At 32.9% G+C, this 24,610-nt stretch carries 16 protein-coding genes and 2 pseudogenes; 1 reads left to right on the top strand and 17 read right to left on the bottom strand.

Going from position 1 to position 24,610, the window contains the following annotated elements; genetic code table 11:
* Positions 1-44 precede the first annotated feature (44 nt).
* The 10 genes from ABYI63_RS09215 to ABYI63_RS09170 all read right to left on the bottom strand — a co-directional run bounded on the left by ABYI63_RS09215 (position 45) and on the right by ABYI63_RS09170 (position 17,624).
* The gene (locus ABYI63_RS09215) at positions 45-2,888 is read right to left on the bottom strand and encodes a sugar-binding domain-containing protein (RefSeq protein ID WP_372755732.1); all 2,844 of its coding nucleotides are present in this window, start codon (positions 2,886-2,888) and stop codon (positions 45-47) included.
* Positions 2,889-2,922: 34 nt separating this feature from the next.
* Positions 2,923-4,554 carry a LamG-like jellyroll fold domain-containing protein gene (locus ABYI63_RS09210; RefSeq protein ID WP_372755730.1) on the bottom strand — a complete coding sequence of 544 codons (1,632 nt, stop codon included), beginning with the start codon at positions 4,552-4,554 and terminating at the stop codon, positions 2,923-2,925.
* A gap of 63 nt (positions 4,555-4,617) precedes the next feature.
* Positions 4,618-5,349 (bottom strand): SGNH/GDSL hydrolase family protein, encoded by a 732-nt coding sequence (locus tag ABYI63_RS09205; RefSeq protein ID WP_372755728.1) that lies wholly within the window; start codon positions 5,347-5,349, stop codon positions 4,618-4,620.
* 3 nt (positions 5,350-5,352) lie between these two features.
* On the bottom strand, positions 5,353-6,777 hold the full coding sequence (locus tag ABYI63_RS09200) for a sugar porter family MFS transporter (protein ID WP_372755788.1): 1,425 nt from the start codon (positions 6,775-6,777) through the stop codon (positions 5,353-5,355).
* A gap of 16 nt (positions 6,778-6,793) precedes the next feature.
* Positions 6,794-8,404 carry a sulfatase gene (locus ABYI63_RS09195; protein ID WP_372755726.1) on the bottom strand — a complete coding sequence of 537 codons (1,611 nt, stop codon included), beginning with the start codon at positions 8,402-8,404 and terminating at the stop codon, positions 6,794-6,796.
* 10 nt (positions 8,405-8,414) lie between these two features.
* Positions 8,415-9,989 (bottom strand): glycoside hydrolase, encoded by a 1,575-nt coding sequence (locus ABYI63_RS09190; protein ID WP_372755724.1) that lies wholly within the window; start codon positions 9,987-9,989, stop codon positions 8,415-8,417.
* Between the two features lie 111 nt (positions 9,990-10,100).
* Positions 10,101-11,522, bottom strand: coding sequence for a hypothetical protein (locus ABYI63_RS09185; protein WP_372755722.1), 1,422 nt, complete (start codon positions 11,520-11,522; stop codon positions 10,101-10,103).
* A 49-nt stretch (positions 11,523-11,571) separates the two neighbouring features.
* The gene (locus tag ABYI63_RS09180) at positions 11,572-13,152 is read right to left on the bottom strand and encodes a RagB/SusD family nutrient uptake outer membrane protein (RefSeq protein ID WP_372755720.1); all 1,581 of its coding nucleotides are present in this window, start codon (positions 13,150-13,152) and stop codon (positions 11,572-11,574) included.
* A 6-nt stretch (positions 13,153-13,158) separates the two neighbouring features.
* Positions 13,159-16,182 carry a SusC/RagA family TonB-linked outer membrane protein gene (locus ABYI63_RS09175; RefSeq protein ID WP_372755718.1) on the bottom strand — a complete coding sequence of 1,008 codons (3,024 nt, stop codon included), beginning with the start codon at positions 16,180-16,182 and terminating at the stop codon, positions 13,159-13,161.
* A gap of 23 nt (positions 16,183-16,205) precedes the next feature.
* The gene (locus ABYI63_RS09170) at positions 16,206-17,624 is read right to left on the bottom strand and encodes a hypothetical protein (protein ID WP_372755716.1); all 1,419 of its coding nucleotides are present in this window, start codon (positions 17,622-17,624) and stop codon (positions 16,206-16,208) included.
* Positions 17,625-18,149: 525 nt separating this feature from the next.
* On the opposite strand from ABYI63_RS09170, the gene ABYI63_RS09165 reads away from it, so the two are divergent.
* On the top strand, positions 18,150-19,037 hold the full coding sequence (locus ABYI63_RS09165) for an AraC family transcriptional regulator (RefSeq protein WP_372755714.1): 888 nt from the start codon (positions 18,150-18,152) through the stop codon (positions 19,035-19,037).
* 37 nt (positions 19,038-19,074) lie between these two features.
* Here the strand turns inward: ABYI63_RS09165 and galE are convergent, their stop codons facing one another.
* The 7 genes and pseudogenes from galE to ABYI63_RS09130 form a co-directional block, all read right to left on the bottom strand.
* A complete protein-coding gene (galE, locus tag ABYI63_RS09160; RefSeq protein WP_372755712.1) occupies positions 19,075-20,088 on the bottom strand; it encodes a UDP-glucose 4-epimerase GalE in 1,014 nt (337 codons plus the stop codon).
* Positions 20,089-20,102: 14 nt separating this feature from the next.
* Entirely contained in the window at positions 20,103-21,122 is a 1,020-nt protein-coding gene (locus ABYI63_RS09155; RefSeq protein ID WP_372755710.1) for a UDP-glucose--hexose-1-phosphate uridylyltransferase, read from the bottom strand.
* A gap of 15 nt (positions 21,123-21,137) precedes the next feature.
* Positions 21,138-22,283, bottom strand: a complete 1,146-nt coding sequence (galK, locus tag ABYI63_RS09150; RefSeq protein WP_372755708.1) for a galactokinase — start codon at positions 22,281-22,283, stop codon at positions 21,138-21,140.
* 592 nt (positions 22,284-22,875) lie between these two features.
* Positions 22,876-23,472, bottom strand: coding sequence for a site-specific integrase (locus ABYI63_RS09145; protein WP_372755786.1), 597 nt, complete (start codon positions 23,470-23,472; stop codon positions 22,876-22,878).
* Positions 23,473-23,493: 21 nt separating this feature from the next.
* Positions 23,494-23,670: pseudogene (locus ABYI63_RS09140) on the bottom strand (phage integrase SAM-like domain-containing protein); the annotation flags it as partial.
* A gap of 15 nt (positions 23,671-23,685) precedes the next feature.
* Positions 23,686-24,129 carry an Arm DNA-binding domain-containing protein gene (locus tag ABYI63_RS09135; RefSeq protein WP_372755706.1) on the bottom strand — a complete coding sequence of 148 codons (444 nt, stop codon included), beginning with the start codon at positions 24,127-24,129 and terminating at the stop codon, positions 23,686-23,688.
* A 348-nt stretch (positions 24,130-24,477) separates the two neighbouring features.
* Positions 24,478-24,610 (bottom strand): annotated as a pseudogene (locus tag ABYI63_RS09130) (recombinase); the annotation flags it as partial.

Raw genomic sequence — 24,610 nt, 5'->3', positions numbered from 1 at the left:
TGCATGTTTTTGTTCTGCTTCAATTTTGCAGATGATTATTTATTTTATTTTACTAATAGCGCTTTTATGTCTTGAATTTCTAATTCAGTTTTAGGGCTAAACTGTTCACTTACCATATACTTTTTCAAACTATATAATAATTGTTGCGCCTCTAATCTGTTTTCAATATTTGTATGTAAATCTATTCCTGACATGATTAATTTTCCATTGCCAATTTTAGCTTCGAAAATTAAGGCTGTTTTTCTATTTTTAAACCAGTCGTCTACAATTCTAACTATAGGTGTTAATGTGGTAGGAAGTTCATCTAAAATAATAGCATTCGAGTTGCTCATGGCGTCCCACCATTGCCAATTTGAATGATATTCGGTTGGGAAATTAGCTAACGCAGGGTGTTCTGGGTTACATAAAATACCTAATGTATGCGGTTTTTGTTCTTTAGTCCATGATGTATTCCAAAAAACACTAGAGAAACCAACTCCAATGTCACCGCCTTTGTTTGCTGCAATATCTCCTTTTGTTACATTTAAAAGTACGTTTCCGCCTTTTTGAAGGTAATTAATGGTACTTGCATCTAGTTTATTAACAACCTTGAGGTTGTTTTCCTTGTCTATTTTTTCATATTGACTAGGATACACCCATACATCCCAAGTATTTTCAAATCCTGATACTTGAACTACCAGCGTTAATTTCTGCGCTTTTTTAATTTCATCGAGAGACACATTTATTTTACCTAAGCTAATTCCATTTCCTATTGGAATATCCACTTTATTAAAGTCTCCTTTTTTGAAAACACTACCATCGGCGTTTTTTAAAGTCCAAGTTGGTGTTAAATTCTTAAAAGGCTTCTCTCCATAATGAGCGACTTCAACAGAAGCTTCAAACGCTTCGTTACCCTTAAAAACGCGTTTCTCTAAACGAGCTAAAGGCACTGTTTCATTACAAAATTTGCTATATTCTTCTGGGGTTACATAACCTTTTTCATCCCAGAAAGCATCTAACACACCTATTAAGGCGGTTCCTTGCCCAGGGAAATCGTGCAAATCTAGTAATTGGAATCCTGCAAAATCTTTAGTTCTTAATGCTGCTTCTATATCGGCTTTGTAACATAGTGTTTGTAATTTCCCAGAAGCTAAAAGCAAACTATCGGCTAATTCTAACATGTCATTTTCTTCTAATGTTTCTTTGAAAATCTCAAAATTCTTTGGTTTTAAAACCCCTGTGTATTTTGACATTTCGTTAAAATTTGGGTAAACGCACCATTGTCCAATTTCATGACTTACATAAGGCATAGGTGTTTTGCTAATAATATCAGTATAGTCGAATACCGTTTGTGGTGGCTTCGCATTTATAATACTATTCAAGTTTTGATTCCAACCTTGAATACGTGGTTTGCTATTATTGTAAAAATCTAAATTATCAATGTATGGCCATCCAGCGCCACTGGTGTAAACTCTTCTATTGTCGAATGCTTTAAAGTGGTCAACAAACTTTCTTAAGTATTCGGTGTGATTTTTACCACTAGGCTCATTACCATACGCCATCATTACAAATGACGGGTGATTTCCATATGCATTTATAATATCTTCAGCTTCTTTATATAACCATTTATCAATAGGTGCTCCATCACCTATTGTAGTCCAAGCGGATGCTTCTACTTGTAAATAAATTCCCATTTCATCGGCTGCTTTGAAGGCTGCTTCTGGTGGACACCAAGAATGAAAACGCATATGGTTTAATCCGTGGTTTTGAATAATTTTAAAAATTCGTTTCCAAGAATCTGTATCGGTTGGTGGATACCCTGTTAAAGGAAAAATAGCACATTCTAAGGTTCCTCTTAAAAAAACTGGACGTTCGTTAATAGTGAAAATAGTCCCTTTCCCTTTAAACTCGCGCAAACCAAAATCAACATTCTTTACATCAACTCCTGAAGGAGATTTTAAAGTTAATGTCATTTCATAAAGATTTGCGTTGAATTCATCCCATAGCAATGGATTTTCTCCCATTGGATACTCTATGCTTACTTTACCTTCTGCATCGACCTTTACTTTTTTAGTTATAGCATCAAGCACTTCGCTTGCATTTGTTTTACTTTTAACTTGTAATTCCAAATCATAATTTTCAGTGCTTTCTGATATATTTTTAATTTGTGCAACTACAAGCACTTTTTTATCCTTAACATTTGGATATAATCTTACATTACCAATATGGCTATTTGAAGTCGCTGTTAATTCGATATTACCTACAATACCAATCCAATTAGTTTGTGTATTATCTGAAATACTATGCGCATCTAATCCTACATCAATATCTTTTACTCGGTTATCTATTCGAATTGATATCGTGTGTTCTCCAGGTGTTAAAAACTCACTTAGATTATAGTTGTGAGCAGTTCCTAAACTGTTCTCTAGTCCAACTTTCTTATTATCTACCCAAACTGTAGATTCCCAATGAACACGTTCTAGCTCTAAATTTATATGTTTATTCGACCAAGACTCTGGAATGTTTACCCTTTTTTGGTACCAAGCAGGACCATAATAAACTTTTACAGGACTTAACCAAAATGGCACCTTTACATTACCCTCTTCGCGGTACTTCTTCATTTTAGGGTCCTTATACCACAAACTATCATTCCACATATTTCCTGTCCATTTGGTTTCAACCGTAATATCATCACCTAAGCCATTTTCAGCCATGGAACCTGGTAAAGAAATACGTTCCGTTAAGTCTGTTTTAAACCACTGTTCATTCAACCCCTTATCAAGAGAATCTATTTTAAACCCCCAATCTCCAGACAGATCCATGCGAACACTATCTTCACTTTTACAAGAAATTATTGCTGCTATTAAGAAAAGGATTAAATACGCTTTTATTCTTTTAAGTAATGTCATATTTAACTTTGTTTTAGTTTTAATTGATATCTAGTTATGTGTTTTTAAAAAATTTATCTACGATAACCTTCAAGGTTTGTTTTTGTTTTTTGTTATTAAATGTTAGAAATAGAATACCTCGTTGCGGTACTTTATAACTAAAATCATTTTGTTCCTTAGTTGAAATTTCTTTTGAAAAAATCATTTTACCCTCAACAGTCGTGACCGAGAAATCAATAGGATCAGAGTCCTTAAAAACTGATAAATCGACTTTTAAATAGTTACCCTTTTCAACTGGGTTAGGGTAATATGACATTGTCTTATTCGTGTCTAAAAATTTATTCCCTAACGACGTATCAGCTTTTTGAGAATCATATAAATTAGTCACCTCTTGATCTGTTAGCATTGTTTGATAAAACATGATATCATCCATATAACAGTTAGCAGAAGCACTTGTAGGAGTACCAACATAAAAATCGGTAAAGTTAAGTGCTGATAATGCTAATGGCCTCGTGTTGCGTTTTGTGCCATTTTGATAAATAGTTGCATTTACTCCATCTCCAATTAAAACTATATGGTTCCATTCATCAAATTCTAATTTTTGTGTAGTACCGCAAATTCCTGATACTGTTTGGTTATAAAAACAAAATTGTTTTGGAGTAAACCAATTTTCTTTGGTTAATGCGAGTAGGTGTTTACCACCTTGTTCAGTAAAATAAAAGGCATATTTATTAAATTCTTCTACCATTAGTTTTATCCAAAAAGACATGGTATAGCCTGTTTTATTTAAAGGGTTTGCAGGTAATTTTAAATTAGCATTTGTAGTAGGAAGCGAAAGCACGTTTCCTCTTTCTGAATCTGTATGAATATTAGAACCTGAAAAAGTAGCTGGAGCATTTGTGATTTTATCAAATGATGTAGTAGTCGTATTATTTTCAAAATCGAAGTGTAAAGACGCATTAACAACTGATTGCGATACATCAAACCATTTTTTAATTTCATTAGCAACTATTTCATGCCCTTTTTCATTAACATGAACAGCTTGAGCATAATAGCTTGAAAGATCTGTTCCTGCCCTTGCTAAATCTTGAAAAGCCTTAAAGCTATCAACCAATCCTACTTGATATAATGCGGCTAACTCTCTAATTTGAGCAGCCTGAAGTGCTAACGGACTTTGTTCATCTAATAAATCCTCCGTGCTTACAGGTGTTGGTGTCATTAACATAACTTTAGTTCCGTAAGCAAGTGCGTCTTCAATCATTTTAACCCAAGCAGCACGAGATCGAACCAAACCTATACCACGGTCGTTTATAGCATAGTCTATAAATAAAACTTCTGGACGCATGGTTAAAACTTCGGTATTAAATCTTAACTCACCTTGTTCAGATTGTTCTCCTCCTATGGAAGTTGTTATCGTATTAATAACAGCATACGGATATATTCCTTTTAATTTTACTAATGTAAGGTACGGGTAGGCTTCTAAGGTACGTACATCAGGCGTTAGAAAATACCCTGTAGGTACGCTATGTCCATGAAAAACTAAATTCATAGTCTTATTGCTAGGCCACGTTTTTTGAAACTCAGTAATTACAGGTCTTAAATACGTATTACTGTCTGCAATTTGCGACTGTGCTACATTAAAAAATGTAAATACTGTAATTAAGACTATAATGCTTTTGATTTTCATATTACTCCTTTTTTGTTCCCAAAAATATGCTTGGCTTCTTTTGAAAATGATTTTTAATTTCTATTAGAATTGATTTTTAAAATATTCAAGAATAGCATCGGCAACAAACTGATGTCCTTTTTGATTAATATGATTGTTTTGAGACATGAAACCTGATAAATGCTCTGTTTTTGCTATTTTTTTAAATAAAGCATAGCTATCCACTAACCCTACATTGTATTTTTTTGCTAAACCTCTAATTTGTTCACTATGTTTTGCTAAATCTGTTTCTTCTGAAGCAATATCTTCTTTTAAATCTGGCGTAGGCGTTAGCAAAACCACTTTTGTTCCATATTCTAATGCTTCTTCAATCATTTGTTCCCAGGCCTTTTTGGCGCGTTCTAAACCTATACTCCTGTCATTTAGAGCATAATCAATAAATAGTACATCGGGTTTATAGTTTAACACGTCATTTTTAAAGCGTTTTGCACCTTGTTCTGCTTGCTCACCACCAATAGATGTTGTTATAGTATTAACAACTGAAAATGGATAATGATTATTTATGTGCTTAAGAGTTAAGAACGGATAAGCATTTAGCCTATCTGTAACGCCTTTAGTTGTGTAACCCGTAGGCACTGAATGTCCATGGAATACAAGATTTATAGTTCGGTTTTTAGGCCAAGCTATTCGTAATTCTTCTTTCAAGCCGTCTAAGTAAGATTCTGCTAATGCCACTTGTTGTGCACAAGCGAAATTAAAACTCAACAAGGCTGACAAAAACAGCAGTGCTTTGTATTTCTTAATAATTAAAAACATATTTTATTTTTTTTCCTCTTTTGTGAATTCTAATTCAATCTCCTCTAAGCTTTTACCTTTAGTTTCTGGTAACTTCTTTCTTATAAATAAAAAGCCTGCTACACATATAAAACTATAGACCCAAAACGTTCCAGATGCACCTAAAGCATCATTTAAAATTGGAAATGTGAAGGTTAGAATAAAAGATGCCACCCATAATGAGAATGTTGCGATAGACATAGCGATACCTCGTATTTTATTAGGGAAAATTTCTGATAAAACCACCCACGTAATAGGGGCCAAAGACATGGAATAAATGGCAATTGCAATAATTACAAGAAGTAACACTGGCCAACCTGTAAATTGCATATAATAAGCACCACCTAAAATAGCATAAACTACTGCTAAACCGATAGAGCCTAAAAGCATTAATTTTCTACGCCCCCAACTATCTACGGTTCTCATGGCTACTAGAGTAAATATTAAGTTAACACTTCCTGTAATGACGATATTAAAAAGCATATCCCCTACACTATAGCCAGCTGCTGAAAATATTTCGTCGGCATAATTAAATATGATATTAATACCACACCACTGTTGAAAAACAGCTAATACAATTCCAATAATTAAAATGGGTTTTACTTTTGAACCTTTAAAATCTGAAAGATTAATTTTGGACGTTCCAGATTCTTTAAGAGTGGCTTTTACATTTTTTAATTCTTGCTCTGCATATAAAATACCTCCAATTTTAACTAAAACATTTTTAGCCTTATCATCATTATTTATCTTCACCAAAAATCTTGGACTTTTGGGTACGATAAACATTAAAACAAAAAATAATACTGCTGGTATTAATTCTACCCAAAACATCCAACGCCATCCTGTTTGACCATTCCATGAATTTAATATCATTTCTGGCGTGCTATTTTCGGGAATAGCTTCGGCTATAAAAAAGTTAGCAACTTGCGCTACCAAAATACCAATAACTAAAGTTAGCTGATTAATAGCAACAAACTGACCTCTGTATTTTGCAGGAGCTATTTCGGCAATATACATTGGTGACAATGTAGAAGCTAAACCAATACCTAAACCACCTATTAAGCGGTAAATTATGAATGGGGTGAAATTATCTACATACCCTGTTCCAAAAGCAGAAATGGTAAATAATGCTGCTGATAGAATTAGAGGTAGTTTTCGACCAAATTTATCGGCTACAAAACCTGAAATGACGGCTCCAAAAATACAGCCAATAAGCGCACTACTCATGGTCCATCCTTGTAGTGTAGGTAAATCACTTATATCAAAATACAACTCATAGAAAGGTTTTGCGCCTCCGATAACGACCCAGTCATAGCCGAATAAAAAACCTCCCATAGCAGAAACTAAAGCTAAAAAGAGTAAATAAGCGAAATTAAATTTTGTGTTTTCCATAGTGTTTAGTTGGTGTATTCTATTTTTAAGATGGTTAGTCTTTTGTATTTAAACTACTGTTATACCAATCTTCATTTGGCTTGAAGTTTTTATCTAAAAAATCTTTGCGCTGTTTTTCTAAATTAGGCATCATATTTTTCTTTCTGCTTTCGTATGTTTTCTTAGCTTTTGCTTCATCATACTTTGCATATTTTTCAGGAATTTTTGCTTCGATGTTTTTTAAGTGTGCATCTAATTCCATTCTTAGACTTTGAGCTATTTGTGGTTCGTCTTTTGAAATATCTTTTTCCTCACTTGGATCTGTAGATAAATTATACAACTCATCACGATCATCTTCCCAATAGTGAATAAGCTTATAAGATTCTTTTCTAATCATACTTACAGGCTCCCCGCCTTGATTTCCATAGTGAGGGTAATGCCAGAATAAAGGACGCGTATCAAGCGATTTTCCTTTTAAAAGGGGCACTAAACTAACACCATCGATGACTTGTTTTGGATCGTTTTTTAAGCCTGCTAAATCTAATAAAGTTGGATAAAAATCAATTCCAGACACAGGATAATCAATTGTTTTTGGGGTGTTTTTATACATTGGAGCTTTAATAAGATAAGGCTCTCTTATTCCACCTTCCCATTGATAACCTTTACCACCTCTTAGTGGGTAGTTACTTGTAGAAAAAGCATCACCACTTGCAACACCTCCATTGTCAGAAGTAAACACAACTATTGTGTTTTCATCTAGACCAAGTTCCTTTAGTCGTTGTAAAACGTGACCGATAGCATCATCCATAGACTCAACTAAACCAGCATATACCGGGTTATCTTGCACTGTACGAATTGGTAACACACGTTCCATTTCAAATCCAGACTCTGGAATACCCTGTGCTTCTGCTTTATTTCTATATTTTTCCCATTTAACCTCTGTTGTTTCAATAGGACCATGCACCGCGTAAAATGATAGGAATGCAAAAAACGGCTCATCTTTACTATTAGATATAAAGTTAGCTGTTTCTTTAGCCAACCTCATTGTAAGGTTTTCACCTTCATACTCATAATCTAATTTTGGATTGTTCCATGGTGCATAATAGCCGCCTTTAGGGCCGCCAACTTCCCAACCTCCTTTATTAATATCAAAACCATTGTTTTCCGGGGTATGTGGTTCATCTCCTAAATGCCATTTGCCTGCAAAAAAAGTTTTATATCCGTTGGCTTTAAAAGCTTCTGCTACAGTAATATTATCATCTGAAAGAGCGTGTAAATACTCTGGAGGAGAAACTTTAGAGTTGTAATTTTTACTCCATTGCTCACCTGACAAAGCACCAATCCAATCGGTAACTCCATGTCTTGCAGGGTATTGCCCAGACATAACACTAGCCCTAGAAGGACTACATACTTGAGCTGCTGCGTAGCCTTGCGTAAACTCTACACCTTCTGCTGCTAAACGATCAATATTAGGTGTTTCGTAATATTTACTCCCAGAATAACTCAAATCGTGTGCTCCTAAATCATCAGCTAAAATAAAAACAACATTTGGTTTCTTATTACTTTTATTTTCTACAACAACATCTTTGTTTTTACAGCTATTAAATAAAATAGCCGTAAAACAAAGACAACAAACTAAACTAAAACGTGATTTACTTACTATCATTTCCTTTTTTTTACTTTTTAAGATTCCCTATTAAGGTATTAATTGATCTTGATTCTATACTAATGTTTTTTGATTTTACTGTAGTTCCTCTCAAGTTTTTGTCTTTTGAAGTTACATACATCTTATCAATTTTATAATCTGAAATATTCAAATTTTTAATCTCATTACTGTAGTTTATTACTACAAGGGTCACTTCTTGTGTTTCCTTGTTTAAATAAGCAGATACCATAAGGTCTTCGTATTGCTCATTAAGCGTTTTATTATCTTTTAATTTCGCTTCAATACGTACCATATTAGGTTTAACAAATCTGGAATAATTACCTAAAGCCCACAATAATTTAGACTCATGAAAATTACCGTTAGTTTGCAAAGATGTTTTATTGTACATATCCTTTTCAATACCAGTATCTAAATAGATAAGTCCATCTTTATAATCTGCAATGGTTAATGCTGTCCACCATTGCCAAGAGCTAGCATTTGCTAAAGTTAGATCGGCGTGTATTACTCGTGCTACATACAATGCAGTATCCATACCCAAATCCCTTTTATTTCCACCACCAATATCGTCTGTTTTTTCAAGGATGCAAAATTCACTTTGCCAATAATCAAGATTTTGATGTTCATTAAGCTTTTCATTAAGCTTTTGTCTTACTTTAATTAAATTATCTACAGGCCATGTGGTAAAATAACTGTGTCCTGAAATAATGTTTTCTAAGCTCTTAATGGTGTTCTTTCCATCAAAAAAATAGTCTATTTGATTACCACGTTCTGGTTTTCCGTGATTTGAATATAACCAACGTAAATCAGCCGCTTCAGCAACAACTATTTTCGTTGATAAATTATTTTTTACAATACCATTATCCAATAGTTTTGTAAGTTCTAAAACGATTTTGTTTGTTGCTGGAGTTCCTTCCTGAGACTTTTTTTCCCAATCCCATTGAGGTTCATTTATAGGGCTTAGATAATCGAAAATCAATCCTTTAGATTCGAAATGTTTTAAAAACTGAACCATAAAACTTGCATAGTTATTAAAGTATTCAGGTTTTAAGTTTATTTCACCATCTTTATTAGCACCATTATAGCCTTTTCCGTTCTTGGTCCATTGCACAGGAGCCGAAATTGAAAATGCTAAAAACTTATCTACGCCATACGCTTTAGCTTTATTTAAAAACCATTGCTGTCCTTCTTGTTTACTCCAATCGTAGTTACCATTAGCATCTACAAAAGACTCTGCTCGCCTCCATTCATTCTTAATATCTGAATTAACTCCTTGTTCTGCAGTACCTGCTCCTATATAAAAACGCCACATAGAAAGGCCTATGCCTTTAGGGTTACCATTTATATCAAGTTCTTTACTAAATAATAATTCGGCTATTTTTTCTTTTTTATTTTCTGGCCAATTTTTTCCTACAAATTGACATCTCCAAGCATCTGAAGCACCAAAACCATCTATGGATTGAAATGAATTTTCTTTATCAATAACTACTTGTAATGGCTTGGATTGTGCTTTCGCACAAAAGCTAACCATAAAAACCAGAAACATTGTCCTGAAAACATGTATAATATTGATTTTTAATTTATCCATTGAATGATTGAGCGAAAACGTTCTTTATTGTATTTAAACAAATTTATAGTTAATAACTGTAATAAAAATAGACAGTAAAACCATAAATATGGATGATACTACTTTTCAGAATTAATTGCCTTTTAATACAATTTTATAAATTTGATACTTACCTTCTTTATTTATATTAAAAACAACTTCATTATTTTTATTCAATGTTGCCGTTGCTTTTTCTGTTTTGTAAGCAACTGCTTTGTTTGTTTCTGTATAATCTTCAGGAACATATCTTTCTACACTTTCTATCGAACTAATGGTGAAATTTTCTACTTTAACACCAGCTAAGGCTGTATTTTCTTTTCCTCCGGTTACAAACACAACCATGGTTTGCGAATCATTTAATGCCGCTGCAACATGGTATCTATTAGATGTAGTTTTTAAGGCATGCCCCTTGTAAGAGCGTGAAAGTTCTCCAAATATTTGCCCAACAGGAAAAACCGTTGAATAATTCCAATTTGTAAGCCCCAAACCTGGTATAGAAGTGTTAATAGGAGGCCAAAATGCCGCCGCATCAGCTTTTGCACGTGCATAAATTTGAATCATATCTGGTATAATATTGGCAGCTTCCATGTATAATGCCCGATCGTTATAATCTCTTGAAGGCATCCATTCCGATAAATAGACAAATTGTTTGTTTGGGTTAAAATTATCAGCACAAGCTTTTATTCTAGATTCCAAATCACTCATATTATGGGTGTCTGTTTGGTAACCCGCGTAGGTATGCAAAGCAACACCATCAATTGCATCGTATGCTTTTGTAAATTGCTGTTTCATTGTCGTAAATTCTTCTGGTTTTGTGTAATCACCATTTACTAATAACTTAAACCTGTGGTCTGGATATTTTTGATCTATATGCTCTGCTAAATTCATAGCTATTTGAGTGTATTTTGCGAGCTTTTCTGCACGATTAACACCTCCTGCCCATTGCAGCCACCATTCGTTACCAATTTCAATAATACCGGCTTCGTTAATTCCTACTTTATTGATGGCTTTTTCTGCTGTTAATTTTAAAGCTTGTAAAGCAGTATTAAACTGTGTGGACCCCAAGGCTTTATCCATTGCGGTAGTTGTAGGAATAACAATACTAAAATTGGCAACATTTGCTTTTAGTGTAGTAAATGATGCACCAGGATTTGTTGGTGCCGAATCCCAGCCTGGCGTTGTATTTGTTTCCCAATCATAGAATTCTGACTCCCAGCCACCTGGATACCTCATAATACTATAATCTATTCCATTTAAAGTGGAAGCAAACGCCGAAAATGATGTATTTGGAACTTGTTTCCAATCGTTGTTAACCCCAAAAATTTCAGGGTTTATTTCAATTTTATCAGCAGCATCAACCATGAGTACAATTTCTGGTGTTGGACCTTCAAAGGGTTCATCGGTTAAATCATTATACTTAGGATCATTAGGGTCTGTTACTTCTGTTTTTGTACAAGAAAACATTGCAAACCCAACTATTAGAGTTAGGATTAATTTAATTTTATTTAATTTCATCTTTTGCTATTTTTAATGTCTTAAACGAATTTTGATATTATTTCTTAAATTAATAATTAGGGTTTTGTTTAATATTCCCTTGAGATAATTGAATCTCTTCTGGAGGTATTGGCCATAATAAATGCGTATCAATATCAAAAAAGACACCTTTTTCTTGAGATTCATTTAAGTTTGTAGTTTCAAAAGGATCTGTACTAACTTCAGTGTTATATTTTACAAAAGTTCCTTCAGGGCCCATTAAAATTGCTATTCTAGGAACACCATTTATTTTTTGTCTTCTTAAATCAAAAAGCCTATGTTGCTCTAAAGCCAATTCTAGTCTTCTTTCTTTCCAAATGGCATCTCGAAGTGCATCGCCTGTTAAGGACATATTTGTATCTAATTCAACCCTATCTCTTACTCTTTTTAGAGAGGTTTTTGCGCTTTCTTCATCATCATTAAAATAGGCGGCTTCAGCATGCATTAATAAAACATCTGCAAATCTTATATGTATATAAGGCAAAGCAATTTGGCCTCTAGCATAAGGCACTGGTCTCTCATCAACAGGTACATAGAATTTCCTATTGGTTCTTCCTGATTTATTTTCAGTAGGTTTTCCATCAAATGAAGTGACTGCTGGGTCTCCATATACTGGCTCTCCATGCTTTATAATGGTTGATCTTAATCGAATGTTATCTCCTTCACTTAAAAACGCATTTTCTAGGTCGCTTGTTGGACTTCCCCAACCCCAACCTTGATCACCGCGACTACCATTCGTAATTGGTAATTGAGCTCCTATTTCTGGAAATACTGGGTTATTAATATAATCTATTTCAAAAATAGATTCTATTCCGTTATGGTTATTAACACTATGAATATTAGCAAAGTCTGGTTCTAAACTATATTCACCAGAAATAATAACATTATTAGCCATTTTATGTGCTAAATCCCACTTTTCTTCGGTTAAGTAAACTTTTGCTAATAGTGATTGCGCAGCACCTTTGGTTACCCTACCTAAATCTTTCAAGGCATATTGACTACGTAAAGGTAATGCCTCTACAGCTATTTCTAAATCTGCTTCAATAAGTTCATAAACAGCCTCGACTGATGCTCGCGTTTTATCATTTATAGCTGGTTCTAAAAGTTCGGTATATGACGTTACGATAGGAACACCCCCAAAGCTTCTCACTAATTCAAAATAAAAAAATGCTCTTAAAAAGTGTGCTTCCCCTAATAAACGATTTTTTACATTCTCATCCATATCAACCCCGGGAATTCTTTCAATAGATATATTTGCTCTGGTTATACCAATATAATGGTTTTCCCAAATAGAGTTAAAATATGTAGAACCTGCATAAACATTATAGGCAGCAATACCTGTAATATCTGGTCTTGGTTGTGCTGTGTTTCCAGACCAATTATCATCTGTAGCCATTTCATTAATTTGACGTGGCATATGAACTTGCCACCAACTTTCTCCATTTACTTTTTTATAAATACCGTTTACAAAAGATTCAGCATTTTCTGGCGACGAGAAAAAATCGTCTAATTGTTGTCTTCCTCGTAATGGTTGGTCTAAAAACTCTTCTTTATTACAGCCTACATTGAAAAAAGCTGAACAAATAACTAATAATAAAACAATCTTTTTCATAATACCTTATAGTGTTAAATTAAGTCCTAATAAATATGTTTTGGTTACTGGGTTTCTTGCGTAATCAATACCAAAATCATTAATAACATTGCCACCCGCAGCAACTTCTGGGTCAAAACCAGAGTAGTTTGTAAATGTTAGTAGGTTTTGCCCCGATACATATAATCTGCATTTTTGAAAACCTGGTATATTGAAGTTGTATCCTAGTTGAATGTTACGAAGTCTTAAATACGAACCGTCTTCAATAAACAAGTCTGATGGCCTTTGGTAGTTTCCATTGCGATCTAACTGTGTTAATCTTGGATATTTTGCACCTGTATTTTCTGGAGACCACACGCTATTTAATGCTCCTTCTGCGATATTAACATCTTGAATTCCTGAATATAAAAATGTAGTTGGGTAATTAAACACATCGTTGCCAAATGTCCCATACCATTGCATTGAAAAATCGATGTTTTTATACTGAAGATTTGCTGTAAGACCGCCATAAAAGTCGGCAAAAGGATTTCCTAAAACTTGTAAATCATCGTCATTTAACAATCCATCATTATTAGCATCTTTAAATCGAATATCACCCACTTGTGCATTAGGCTGAATGCTAGTTCCATTTTCTGAAGTGTGAGAATTTAACTCGGTTTGATTTTGAAAAATACCATCGGATTTAAAACCATAAAATAATCCTACGGTTTGCCCTAGTTGTGTTATTTTTATAAACCTATTTCCTAAATCCTCTCGTTTTTGCCCAAATATTTGTTCATTACCTGGAGCAAGTTCTAGCGCTTTACTTTTATTAGTAGACACATTAAAATCTAATCCTAAAGTAAAGTCGCCCATTTGTTTATTGTAACCAATTTGAAGATCTAATCCTTCTGATTGAAAACTTCCTACATTCTGAGCCACTAAACCTGGTATACCCGTGTAGTTTGGCAACTCGACATTAAATAGCAAATCTTCTGATGTTTTTTTATAGTATTCTACAGAAAAATCGAGAGCGCTGTTAAACAAACTAGTTTCTATACCAATGTTTTGGTCCCTTACTGTTTCCCATTTCAGCCTAGTATTTCCAAATTGAGACAAGAAACTTGTAACGACACGATCTCCATTAAACACATAACTGTCTGACCCCACAGAAAAAAACTGTCCAGACCTGCTAATGTTTTGATTACCTACTTCACCAACACCTACTTTTAAACGTAAGTTATTGATTACTGAACTCTTGAAAAAATCTTCAGAATCAATATCCCAAGCAAACGAAACACTAGAGAAAACCCCTGTTCTATTATCTTTAGGGAATCTTGATGATTGATCAACCCTTACAGAGCCTGTCATGAAATAACGGTTATCATAACTATAAATGGTTCTAAAAATTCCTGACAAAATATTGTCTTGTGATTCATTACCACTTACCGTAATACCTTCTCCTAAAGCAGCATCAATATATCGTAAATCAGGATTTTCATTATCTGGCACCCCATCTCTAGATGCATTTAAATAATTATAGTTTTGAGCATCATACAACACACCTCCCAATAAATTGATGTAGTGCTTTTCGTTGATAGTCTTCTTAAAATTTATAGTATTGTTTAATACGTAATCTAAATTTTGGTTTGTATTTCTAGTAACAGTATTAATTTCATTTTGTTGATTTGGTGTTGTAAAATATTCTGGTGTAAATGCATCGCTACGTGCATTCGAAATATTTAAACCAAATTGAGTCGTAAATGTTAACTCTGGAGTAATATCATAGTCCAATTGTGTATTTGAGAAAAATCCAAAAAAGAGTGTTTCATTAAATTGGCGTGCAATATTTCCAACGGGGTTGGGTACATTGTTATTACTAGGAGCATAAATACTATAACTATTACGACCTATGCGTTCACTTTGAGGTAAATATACTTCCGTTAACGGATCAATTCTTAGTAAGTTATATAAAGCGCCCGGCGTATTTTCATAACGTTCCATTCTTGGACTTAAATCTTGTTTTAATTTAATTTTATCTGAAATTTTAAAGTCCACGTTAAATCGCCCTGTTACTTTTTGATACCAGCCTTTAGCATAGCTTGATTCTTGATCGAAAAAACTAAGACTTCCAGCGTAATTAATTTTTTCTGAACCTCCAGATGCACGTAGGTTAGCATTAACTACTGGTGCATAATTTTCAATAACTTCATTCCACCAATCTGTATCTGTAGTAATATTAGCTGGGTCGTATAGTGGTTGTCCACCATCATTGGTTCTTCTTAAGTTTACAGCTTTAATATACTCTGCTGCACCTGCCATTTGAATTTTTTCTAAATGTTGCGCTCCATAAGAAACATCTAAATTTATTACAGCCTTTCCTTCTTTACCTCTTTTTGTGGTTACTAATACCACGCCATTGGATGCACGTGAACCATAAATAGCAGAGGCAGAAGCGTCTTTAAGTATTTGAAAGTTTTCTATATCTGCTGGATTTAAAAAGTTAAGAGAGGTTCCGTCTGGCAACATAACACCATCTAAAACAATAAGTGGTTGACTACCATTATTCGTTGTAATACCTCTTACTAATATTTGAGGTGATGCTCCCGGATTACCTCCAGAAGACAGTACTTGCACACCTGCAGCCTTACCTTGTAAAGCTTCGGCAGGATTACTTGCTGTTACTTTTGATATCTCTTCTCCCCCAACGGTTGATATGGAACTTGTTATTTTGTCTCTATTTACAGATCCATAACCGATAACGACAACTTCATCGAGCTGAGCATTATCGTTAAGCATAGAAACTGAAATGTTCTGCTTTCCATTAACTAGAATCTCTTGTGTTTTATAGCCTAAATAGCTAAATACCAATAAAGCGTTATCACTAACTTTAAGTGAGTAATTACCGTCAAAATCAGACACTGCGCCGTTATTAGTATTCTTTTCTAAAATGTTAGCTCCCGGAATAGGTTGCCCATTTTCGTCTGTTATAGTTCCTGTTACTAAATTTTGGGAGACTGCTGAAAAACCAACAAGTAAGAATCCCAAAATAATTAAGATTGAATGTTTCATATAATTCTATTAATTGCTATTATTTATCTGTTAATTACCGATATTCGATTTAAATGCGTATCAAAAATAAAAGTGTAATCTTTACCTAAAGCATCATCTGGAAACACATAGTTTTGTCCATTTCCTAATAGTGTTGATTCTGGGTCTTCAGCATTATCTACCCTCCAGAATGGCGCCCAACCACTTGGGTTTGCATTTAGTATAAACCCATTGGCACCTTCATCATTAGGTTCATCTGCAACACTTACATCAACAGTCCACAAATAAGCGTTATTTGCATCTTTAACAAAAGGTTTACCAGAATTAAAATGCCAACAACTAGTTGCTCCTGTTGTATTATTAATACATGTTGAAGAACTTCCTACAGTGATACCTCTTCCTAATATATATACCTGATTGTAAGGTGTATCAGCAGGTGTATAAGGTGTAACTGTATATGATTTATTTTTTAAATCCATTTTTATTTCATAGTAGCCTACTTGAGGTAACACTATGGGGTCTACACTAGCATCTGTTCCTAAAACAAGTTCCCCTGCCACATTAGGGTTAGCACCAAACGAGTAAGGAGCAAACGAACTTTTTTGCGGTATAAAACGAACTTGAGTATTTGGATTTGCTGCATAATATTTAGCGGTGAACACAAAACCATCTTCCTCTACGGCCACACTAGCATCTGTTTTATAAGGAATCCCGAATAAATCGGCCACCAACAAGGCATCATTAGTAACATCTGTTATGTACATAACATCAAACGATAATTCTTCGGGGATGTTTACCAAAATATTCATAACTGTTGTATTTCCAGTAACATCTGTAGCTGTTATTTTGAAGGTATATGACCCTGAATTTTCAACATTTAAACTTTTTGTATAGGTATATGATGTTCCTGAAATAGAAATTGTTTCATTTAATATAGAACTCTCTATTTTAAACTCTGATAATTCTTCATCGGTAACTGTTATATCAAAATCTATTTCATCGCCATTACCAATTAATACCGTAGCACCATTAATTGGCTGTAAAACCTGCATTACTGGTTTAGAAATATCTAGATTTAACGTTACTATTACGTTTTTTGTAATGGTTTTTCCTCCTGAATTAGTGATGGTTACAGGAATAGTATGTGAACTATTTTTAATAGCGTCACTAGGCACTTTAAACTGATATTCCAAATTATATGTTTTATATAAGGAATCGCTTTTTACAATTGTTTTGTTTAAAAACCAAGGTTCATATTTAATATTAATAGATTGAATTCCGGCAGGATCTGATATAACTCCCGTAAACATAAATGTTTGACCTGGAAGCGATGAGATTGTTTCTGTTAATGACTGAAATTCTGGAATCGAACCAACTCCTTCAGCATCATCTTTACTACAACCTATTATTGTAGCTAACAATGCACTAATAATAAGTAATAAGTTTACTTTATGTGTTTTCATTTTCAATGTATTAGTTAATAATTTATTTAATTTAAAGTTTGGTATATAGAAGTTTTTCAATAACTAGAAACAAAAAAAACATAGACTATTTTATGAATATCAACAAAATTTTTTATTTAAAAAAAAATGACAAAAAATGATTTTTTTCAAAAAAAAAGGATTTAATATTTAACATAAAAACAATATTAATAGGGTTTTTTTTCAAATTTAGAATAAAGGACAGGTATAAAAATAGACAGAACCACTGAAGTTATAGATAATATTGTTTTATTTTTGAGCATGAAATAAAATTTAAAACAATTATTTTTAGTATTCCAAAAGTTGTATTAATTTAATACGCTTCTGAGTTAAAATAAGTAAGCAATTAACAAATACGAACTTGATTGCTTATACAAACATTATTAAAATCATAATTATTACAAATCATCTATAGATGATTTGTAATAATTATGATTTTAAGGCCAAACTTATCAGGTAACTATACCTCGAAACTGAATAAAACCAATAATTAAATTATATTTTAAAATGGATAATACAGCTTTAAAACAAGGATTTCTTGGTCAGAAAATGATAGCGCTTCCTAAAGTCATTATTAATGTCGCTAAAGCAAACCCAATTACAAAAAATTTTTATGTTAGTGATTTGGGCTACTACCCCATGGCATACAACCATCACCGTATTAGAAAAAACGGTGCAAACCAATACATCTTTATTTATTGCACTAAGGGAAAAGGCGAAATACAGTTAGATAACGTTAAAACTTTAATAACACCTAATCAGTTTTTCATTATTCCTAAAAACGTAAAACATGAATATCGGGCAGATAAGAACGACCCCTGGAGCATTTATTGGTTTCATTTTAAAGGGAATATGGCTCCTGAGTTATACAACAGATATACTGCTACACATACAAACAATTATAAAAATGTTGCATTCTCAGTTGATAAAATTGAACAATTCGAGAAAATCTTTAACCTTTTTAATAGTAATTCTCTAGAAAACCATATAGAGTACACCAATCTTTTAAGTTTAAATTTTATAAGTTCTTTTATTTACCACGATTTTGAATCGAACATAGAAACAAATACGCATGATACTTTAGTTGACTTAATAAAAGAGTTTCTACTAAATAATTTGAACAAGAATTTCACCTTAGATGAAATTGCTGAAAAATTCAATTATTCTAAATCGTATTTGCACACTAAATTTAAAATAAAAACAGGCTATCCTGTACTTGTTTTTTTTAACTTAAAAAAAATACAAAAAGCTTGTGAATACTTAAATTACACCGATTTGAGTATTAAAGAAATAAGCTTTAAAGTAGGCTTTGACGACCCTTTATACTTCTCTAGAATATTTAAAAATTTTATGGGAAAGTCCCCTAGAAATTACAAACAAAACTTAACAAAATAAAATATTTATTATTCACTTATAATTTAATCAGAGCTCCTTATTTTTTCTCCCACTCCCAAGCAGACAATAAAGCATCCTTTAAGCTCAATTCCGCTTTCCAGCCTAAAACGCTATTTGCTTTATTTGTATCGGCGTAAGCAGAAATCACATCGCCCTCACGACGGTTTACAATTTTGTAATTTAATTTTGTATTTGAAACTTCTTCAAAAGCATGGATTACTTCTAAAACAGAAGATCCTTTCCCTGTTCCAATATTAAAAACTTCAAAATTCTCATTGTTATCTCCATGAATCAATCGTTTTAAAGCCTTAACATGGGCTTTTGCTAAATCGACTACGTGAATATAATCTCGAACGCACGTACCATCTTCTGTAGGATAATCGTCTCCAAAAACAGATAATTGTTCTCTTTTCCCAACACCTGTTTGTGTGATAAATGGTACTAAATTTTGAGGCGTTCCGGTTGGTAATTCTCCAATATTTACAGATTCATGAGCGCCTATGGGATTAAAATATCTTAAAGCAATGGCATTTAATTTTGGCACCACCTTACAGGTGTCTTGAATAATTTCCTCGCCTATTTGTTTGGTATTTCCATAAGGAGATTCCGCTTTTTTTATTGGGGCAGATTCTGTTATTGGCAATTCATCTGCCTGCCCATAAACGGTACAGGATGAGCTGAATATAAAATTTGAAGCTGCTTTATTTTGAAGTTCTTGAAGTAAATAAATTAGCGAATTCAAATTGTTTTCATAATACAACAAGGGTTGTTCAACGCTTTCTCCTACTGCCTTTGAGGCTGCAAAATGAATCACACCATTTATATCTTGATATTTTTTAAAGAAATTTACTACTGAAGTTTTATCTCTTAAATCTAACTTTTCAAAAATAGGCTCCTTTTTGGTTATAGATGTGATACCTTTTAAAACATCAATTGATGAATTTGAAAGATTATCTATAATAACAACTTCAAAACCTTCATTTTGGAGCTCTACAACAACATGCGATCCTATAAACCCTAAACCACCTGTTACTAATATTTTATTTGACATTTTTTTTCTTCAGTTTAAATTAATTCCTTCAATCTTTGTGTTGCTATTTCAGCGGTAATATCACGTTGTGGTGAACCAAACATCTCATAACCTACCATGAACTTTTTAACCGTAGCGCTTCGTAAAAGCGGTGGATAAAAACTCATATGCCAATGCCAATGAGAATTAGCTTCATTGTTAGTTGGTGCTTGATGAATACCACTTGAATATGGAAATGAGGTATTAAATAAAGCATCATACGCTTTGGTTAATACGGAAATAGCTTCTGCAAATAAACTTGCTTCTTCCCCATTCATACTAAGAATATCTTTTTGATGCTTTTTTGGGACAATCATCGCTTCAAATGGCCAAACAGCCCAAAAAGGAATTAAAACTACAAAACTGTCATTTTCGAAAATAATACGTTCTTGTTTTTCTAATTCTTGTTGAAGGTAATCACCTAATAAACTCGTTTTGTTTTTGTTAAAATAAGCTTGCTGGTGTTTATCTTTTTTATATACTTCGTTTGGTAGTGTAGACTGACTCCAAATTTGACCATGTGGATGCGGGTTACTACAACCCATCACCTCGCCTTTGTTTTCAAATATTTGAACGTAATTGATGCCTTCGTTTTTACCTATATTTTCATATTCATATTGCCAAGTTTCAACCACTTTTTGAATACTTTCAACAGCCATATCTGCCAAACTTTTTGAGTGGTCTGGGCTGAAACATATCACTTTACAGATACCTGTTTCGCTTTGCGCTTGTAATAAACCATCATTCAAACTAAACATTTTGGAATCTTTTTGAAGTGCAGCAAAATCGTTAGTAAACACGAACGCATTTTTATAATCGGGGTTTATTTCACCGTTAATTCTTGTGTTACCTGCACATAAATAGCAACTGGCATCATGCGAAGGTCTAATCGCATTTGAAGTGGCTTCATTTTGTCCTTGCCATGGGCGTTTTGCACGATGTGGCGATACTAAAACCCATTCACCTGTTAATATATTGAATCGTTTATGTGAAAAATCTTGTAAATCAGTATTCATTTTATCGCTAGTTTATTATATTAAATGGGTGCCTGCTGAAAGTTTTACTGAATAAATAGAACATGCTTTACCGAATTTTTCATTATATACCTTTGCAACATGCGTTTTGAAATTTTCAGATTCGTTTTTTGCAATTAAATTTAAGGTGCAACCACCAAAACCACCACCCATCATTCTTGCTCCTAAAACATGACCATTTAATTTTGCCTGTTCAACTAAAAAATCCAATTCAAAACAACTTACTTTATATTGATTTTGTAAGCCTTCATGTGATGCATAGAGTAATACACCCAATGTTTTTAAATCGTCGGCTTCCATCGCTTTTGATGCTTTTATAACTCTGTCGTTTTCTTGAATGATATATAATACTTTTTGATAATTCTCTGGGGTAACTTTATCCTTTATGCCTTGCAAATCATATTCCGTGGCATCTCTTAAGGCTTTTACTTTAAGCATTTCGGCAATGGATTCACAAACGGAGCGTCGGTCATTATAAGCACTATCCGATAAACTATGTTTTACGTTGGTGTTGATTAAAATAAGCTCATAATCTTTAAAATCAATTTTATAGGGTTTCGATTTTACCGTTCTACAATCCAATAATAGCGCATGGTTTTCGATACCAAACATACTCGCGTATTGGTCCATGATACCACATTTCACCCCTACATAATTGTGTTCTGCTTTTTGTGAAATTAGAATCATTTCTTCTTTTGAAAGTCCTAAATTAAAAAGTTCGTTAAGTCCGAAAACCACACTATTTTCCAAAGCTGCCGATGATGACATGCCTGCGCCTCCTGGTATATCTCCACCAAAAGCGATGTTGAAATTACCGATGGTTTTACTTCTGTTTTGGAGTTCTGAAACAACTCCTAATACATAATTTGCCCAACTACCTTCTGCCGATGGTTTTAATGTATATAATGAAAAAGAAATTTCTTCATTTTTATCAACCGCGTAAACTTTCGATTCAAAATCTTCACTTTTCTGTATTCCGGCAACAATGCCTTTGTTAACGGCCGCTGGAAACACAAAACCGTCATTATAATCGGTATGTTCGCCAATTATGTTGATTCGTCCTGGTGAAAAAATCATTAGTGGTTCTGTTTTAAATCGTTCTTTAAAACTTATTTTTATTTTGTTTGATAGTTCTGTATTCATTTTGTTAGAGCATTTAAACTTATCTTTTCTAAAACGGCGGTTATTTACACTTCTGTTATATAATTTTTTGAAAAGCATATCATTACAATTTTAGAAGTATAGATTAGCACTAAAATTATTCAAAATTAGAAATTTACACATTAATTTAAATGGATACTAAAACTTAAAAAATGGATTATTCTGTTAATACTATAATGAACATAATCTAATACTCTCTTATTATTACTCCACTTATAACTTTATATTACAGAATAAACATGTTTTAGCCTCATAGATTGAACTCCACAATTTGGAGTGCTAAAATTAATAAGCTTCTACAAATCAGTATCAATTTCTTTTTACTCAAAATTAGATTGATAAATTATGACTCTTGTTACTGAAGAATTTCCACTAAATGTTTCTTAAACATTTTAAAAGGAGCTTTATCACCTGACATACTCACTATACTATAATTTAGCAATAGGCGCACCTAGTTTCTATTTATACTGGGCTTTTATACGATTATTTCCAATCCCTTATTATAAAATAGTAATCTAGTCAAAAATAATTGGTGGTATTTTTTAGTTACACCTTTTTAGACTTTAAAAGGTATTTAAATAATTTTTATCCGTTTTTCTTTTTCAATTTCATTAAATTCGATCCGTAATCTCCACATATCATCACTCACTTTACGTTCAATAACTTTCGCGTAAATTTGGGTTGTCGAAATTTTGGAATGACCCAATAATTTTGAAACAGTCTCAATTGGAATACCATTACTCAGAGTAACCGTTGTGGCAAATGTATGTCTAGCAATATGAAACGTAAGATTCTTCTTAATTCCGCAAACGTCTGCAATTTCCTTTAAATATGAGTTAAGTTTTTGATTTGACATTTTAGGAAAAATAGTACCTTGAGACTTGGATTTATGGCTATCCTTATATTTATCAATAATATGCAAAGCTTTCGGCAATAGAGGAATTTTTATGGATTTATCAGTTTTTTCTCGGTTATAATAAATCCAAAGTTCTCCATCTATTCCTACAGAAATATTATCTGCGGTCAAATGGATGACATCAATATAACTTAAACTAGTATAGCAACTGAAAACAAATAAATCCTTTACCAATTCCAATCTGGGGATAGTAAATTTTTTGAATTCAATCTGTTGAAGCTCATCAAAGCTTAAAAAACCTCTTTCAGTTTTAATTAATTTAGCCTTGAAATTAATGAAAGGATCAAGTTCTAACCACCCTAATCTAAATGACAAATTAATTAACTTTCTTAAGCGCTCAATGTGCTTCATAACAGTGTTGTTTCCCATTCTTCTTTGGTGGTCTTGAGGAATATAACTTCTTAAGAATTTTTCAAATTTAATAATAAAGTGATAATCCAATTCCCTTAGATAAAGGTCTGTGGTATTTTAAAGTTTTAAAAGGAACTTAGATATATACTTTTGAGTAGTAAAATAATTTTTTTGTGTCCCCCATTTTAATTTGTTTACCATATCTTCATTATGGTATTTTATAATGTCTAATATTGAATGATTTTTTTCATCTTTACCAAAATATCTTGCTTTTATGGCTTGTGAAGTAATCAGCTTATTCTCCGTCATTAAATCCCGATAACACACAAAAAGATGATTATAGGTTTCGTCCAAATAATTATTGAGGATTCTAGATTTCTGGCTTGAGCCCCGTGCTCTATTTTTATGTACATCCCAGTCTTTAACAAAAATTTTCTGTTTTAAACTGATGGTAGCTCGTTTGCCATTTACAGTTATTCTTGCGTAAATGGATGCGTACTCGTTCTTTGCTCTGGAAAAGTCTGCCCAAAAAAAAATACTGAAAGTTGAAGATGTTTTCATGTTTTCGTCTTTTAGTTATTATTAATTATCAGACGAAAGCCAAATCACTTTAAATATACATTTATTTATCCAACAAATCAACGGATTTTAACAAATCGGTCAACAACTTTACTAATCTGTATTTGTTATCCGATTTGTTGACTTTTGTTTTCAGTGCAAATCAATTTATTTGACACCATAAAAAACACAAAAACATGTAAATCATAAGATTAACAGGTTTTTAGTATGAATTGATATTATAAATAGTCGGGATGACAGGATTTGAATCTAAAATGCTTGAAATACTGATTATCAAAATTTATGATTATTAGATGAAACACTTTATAGGTCATAAACTCAATTTCAGTCCTAAAAATTAATAACCTTATCAAGGGCTTCATCCGTATCCTTCTGAAGAAAGTTTGATTGGTACTGTATGGTAGTTGTAACCGAAGAATGTCTGTATAATTTCTGTAACATTTGAATAGGAATTTTGTCTCCA

The sequence above is a fragment of the Mariniflexile sp. genome, assembly GCF_041583155.1.
Taxonomy (GTDB): domain Bacteria; phylum Bacteroidota; class Bacteroidia; order Flavobacteriales; family Flavobacteriaceae; genus Mariniflexile.
This window is presented reverse-complemented; position numbering and strand designations above follow the sequence as displayed.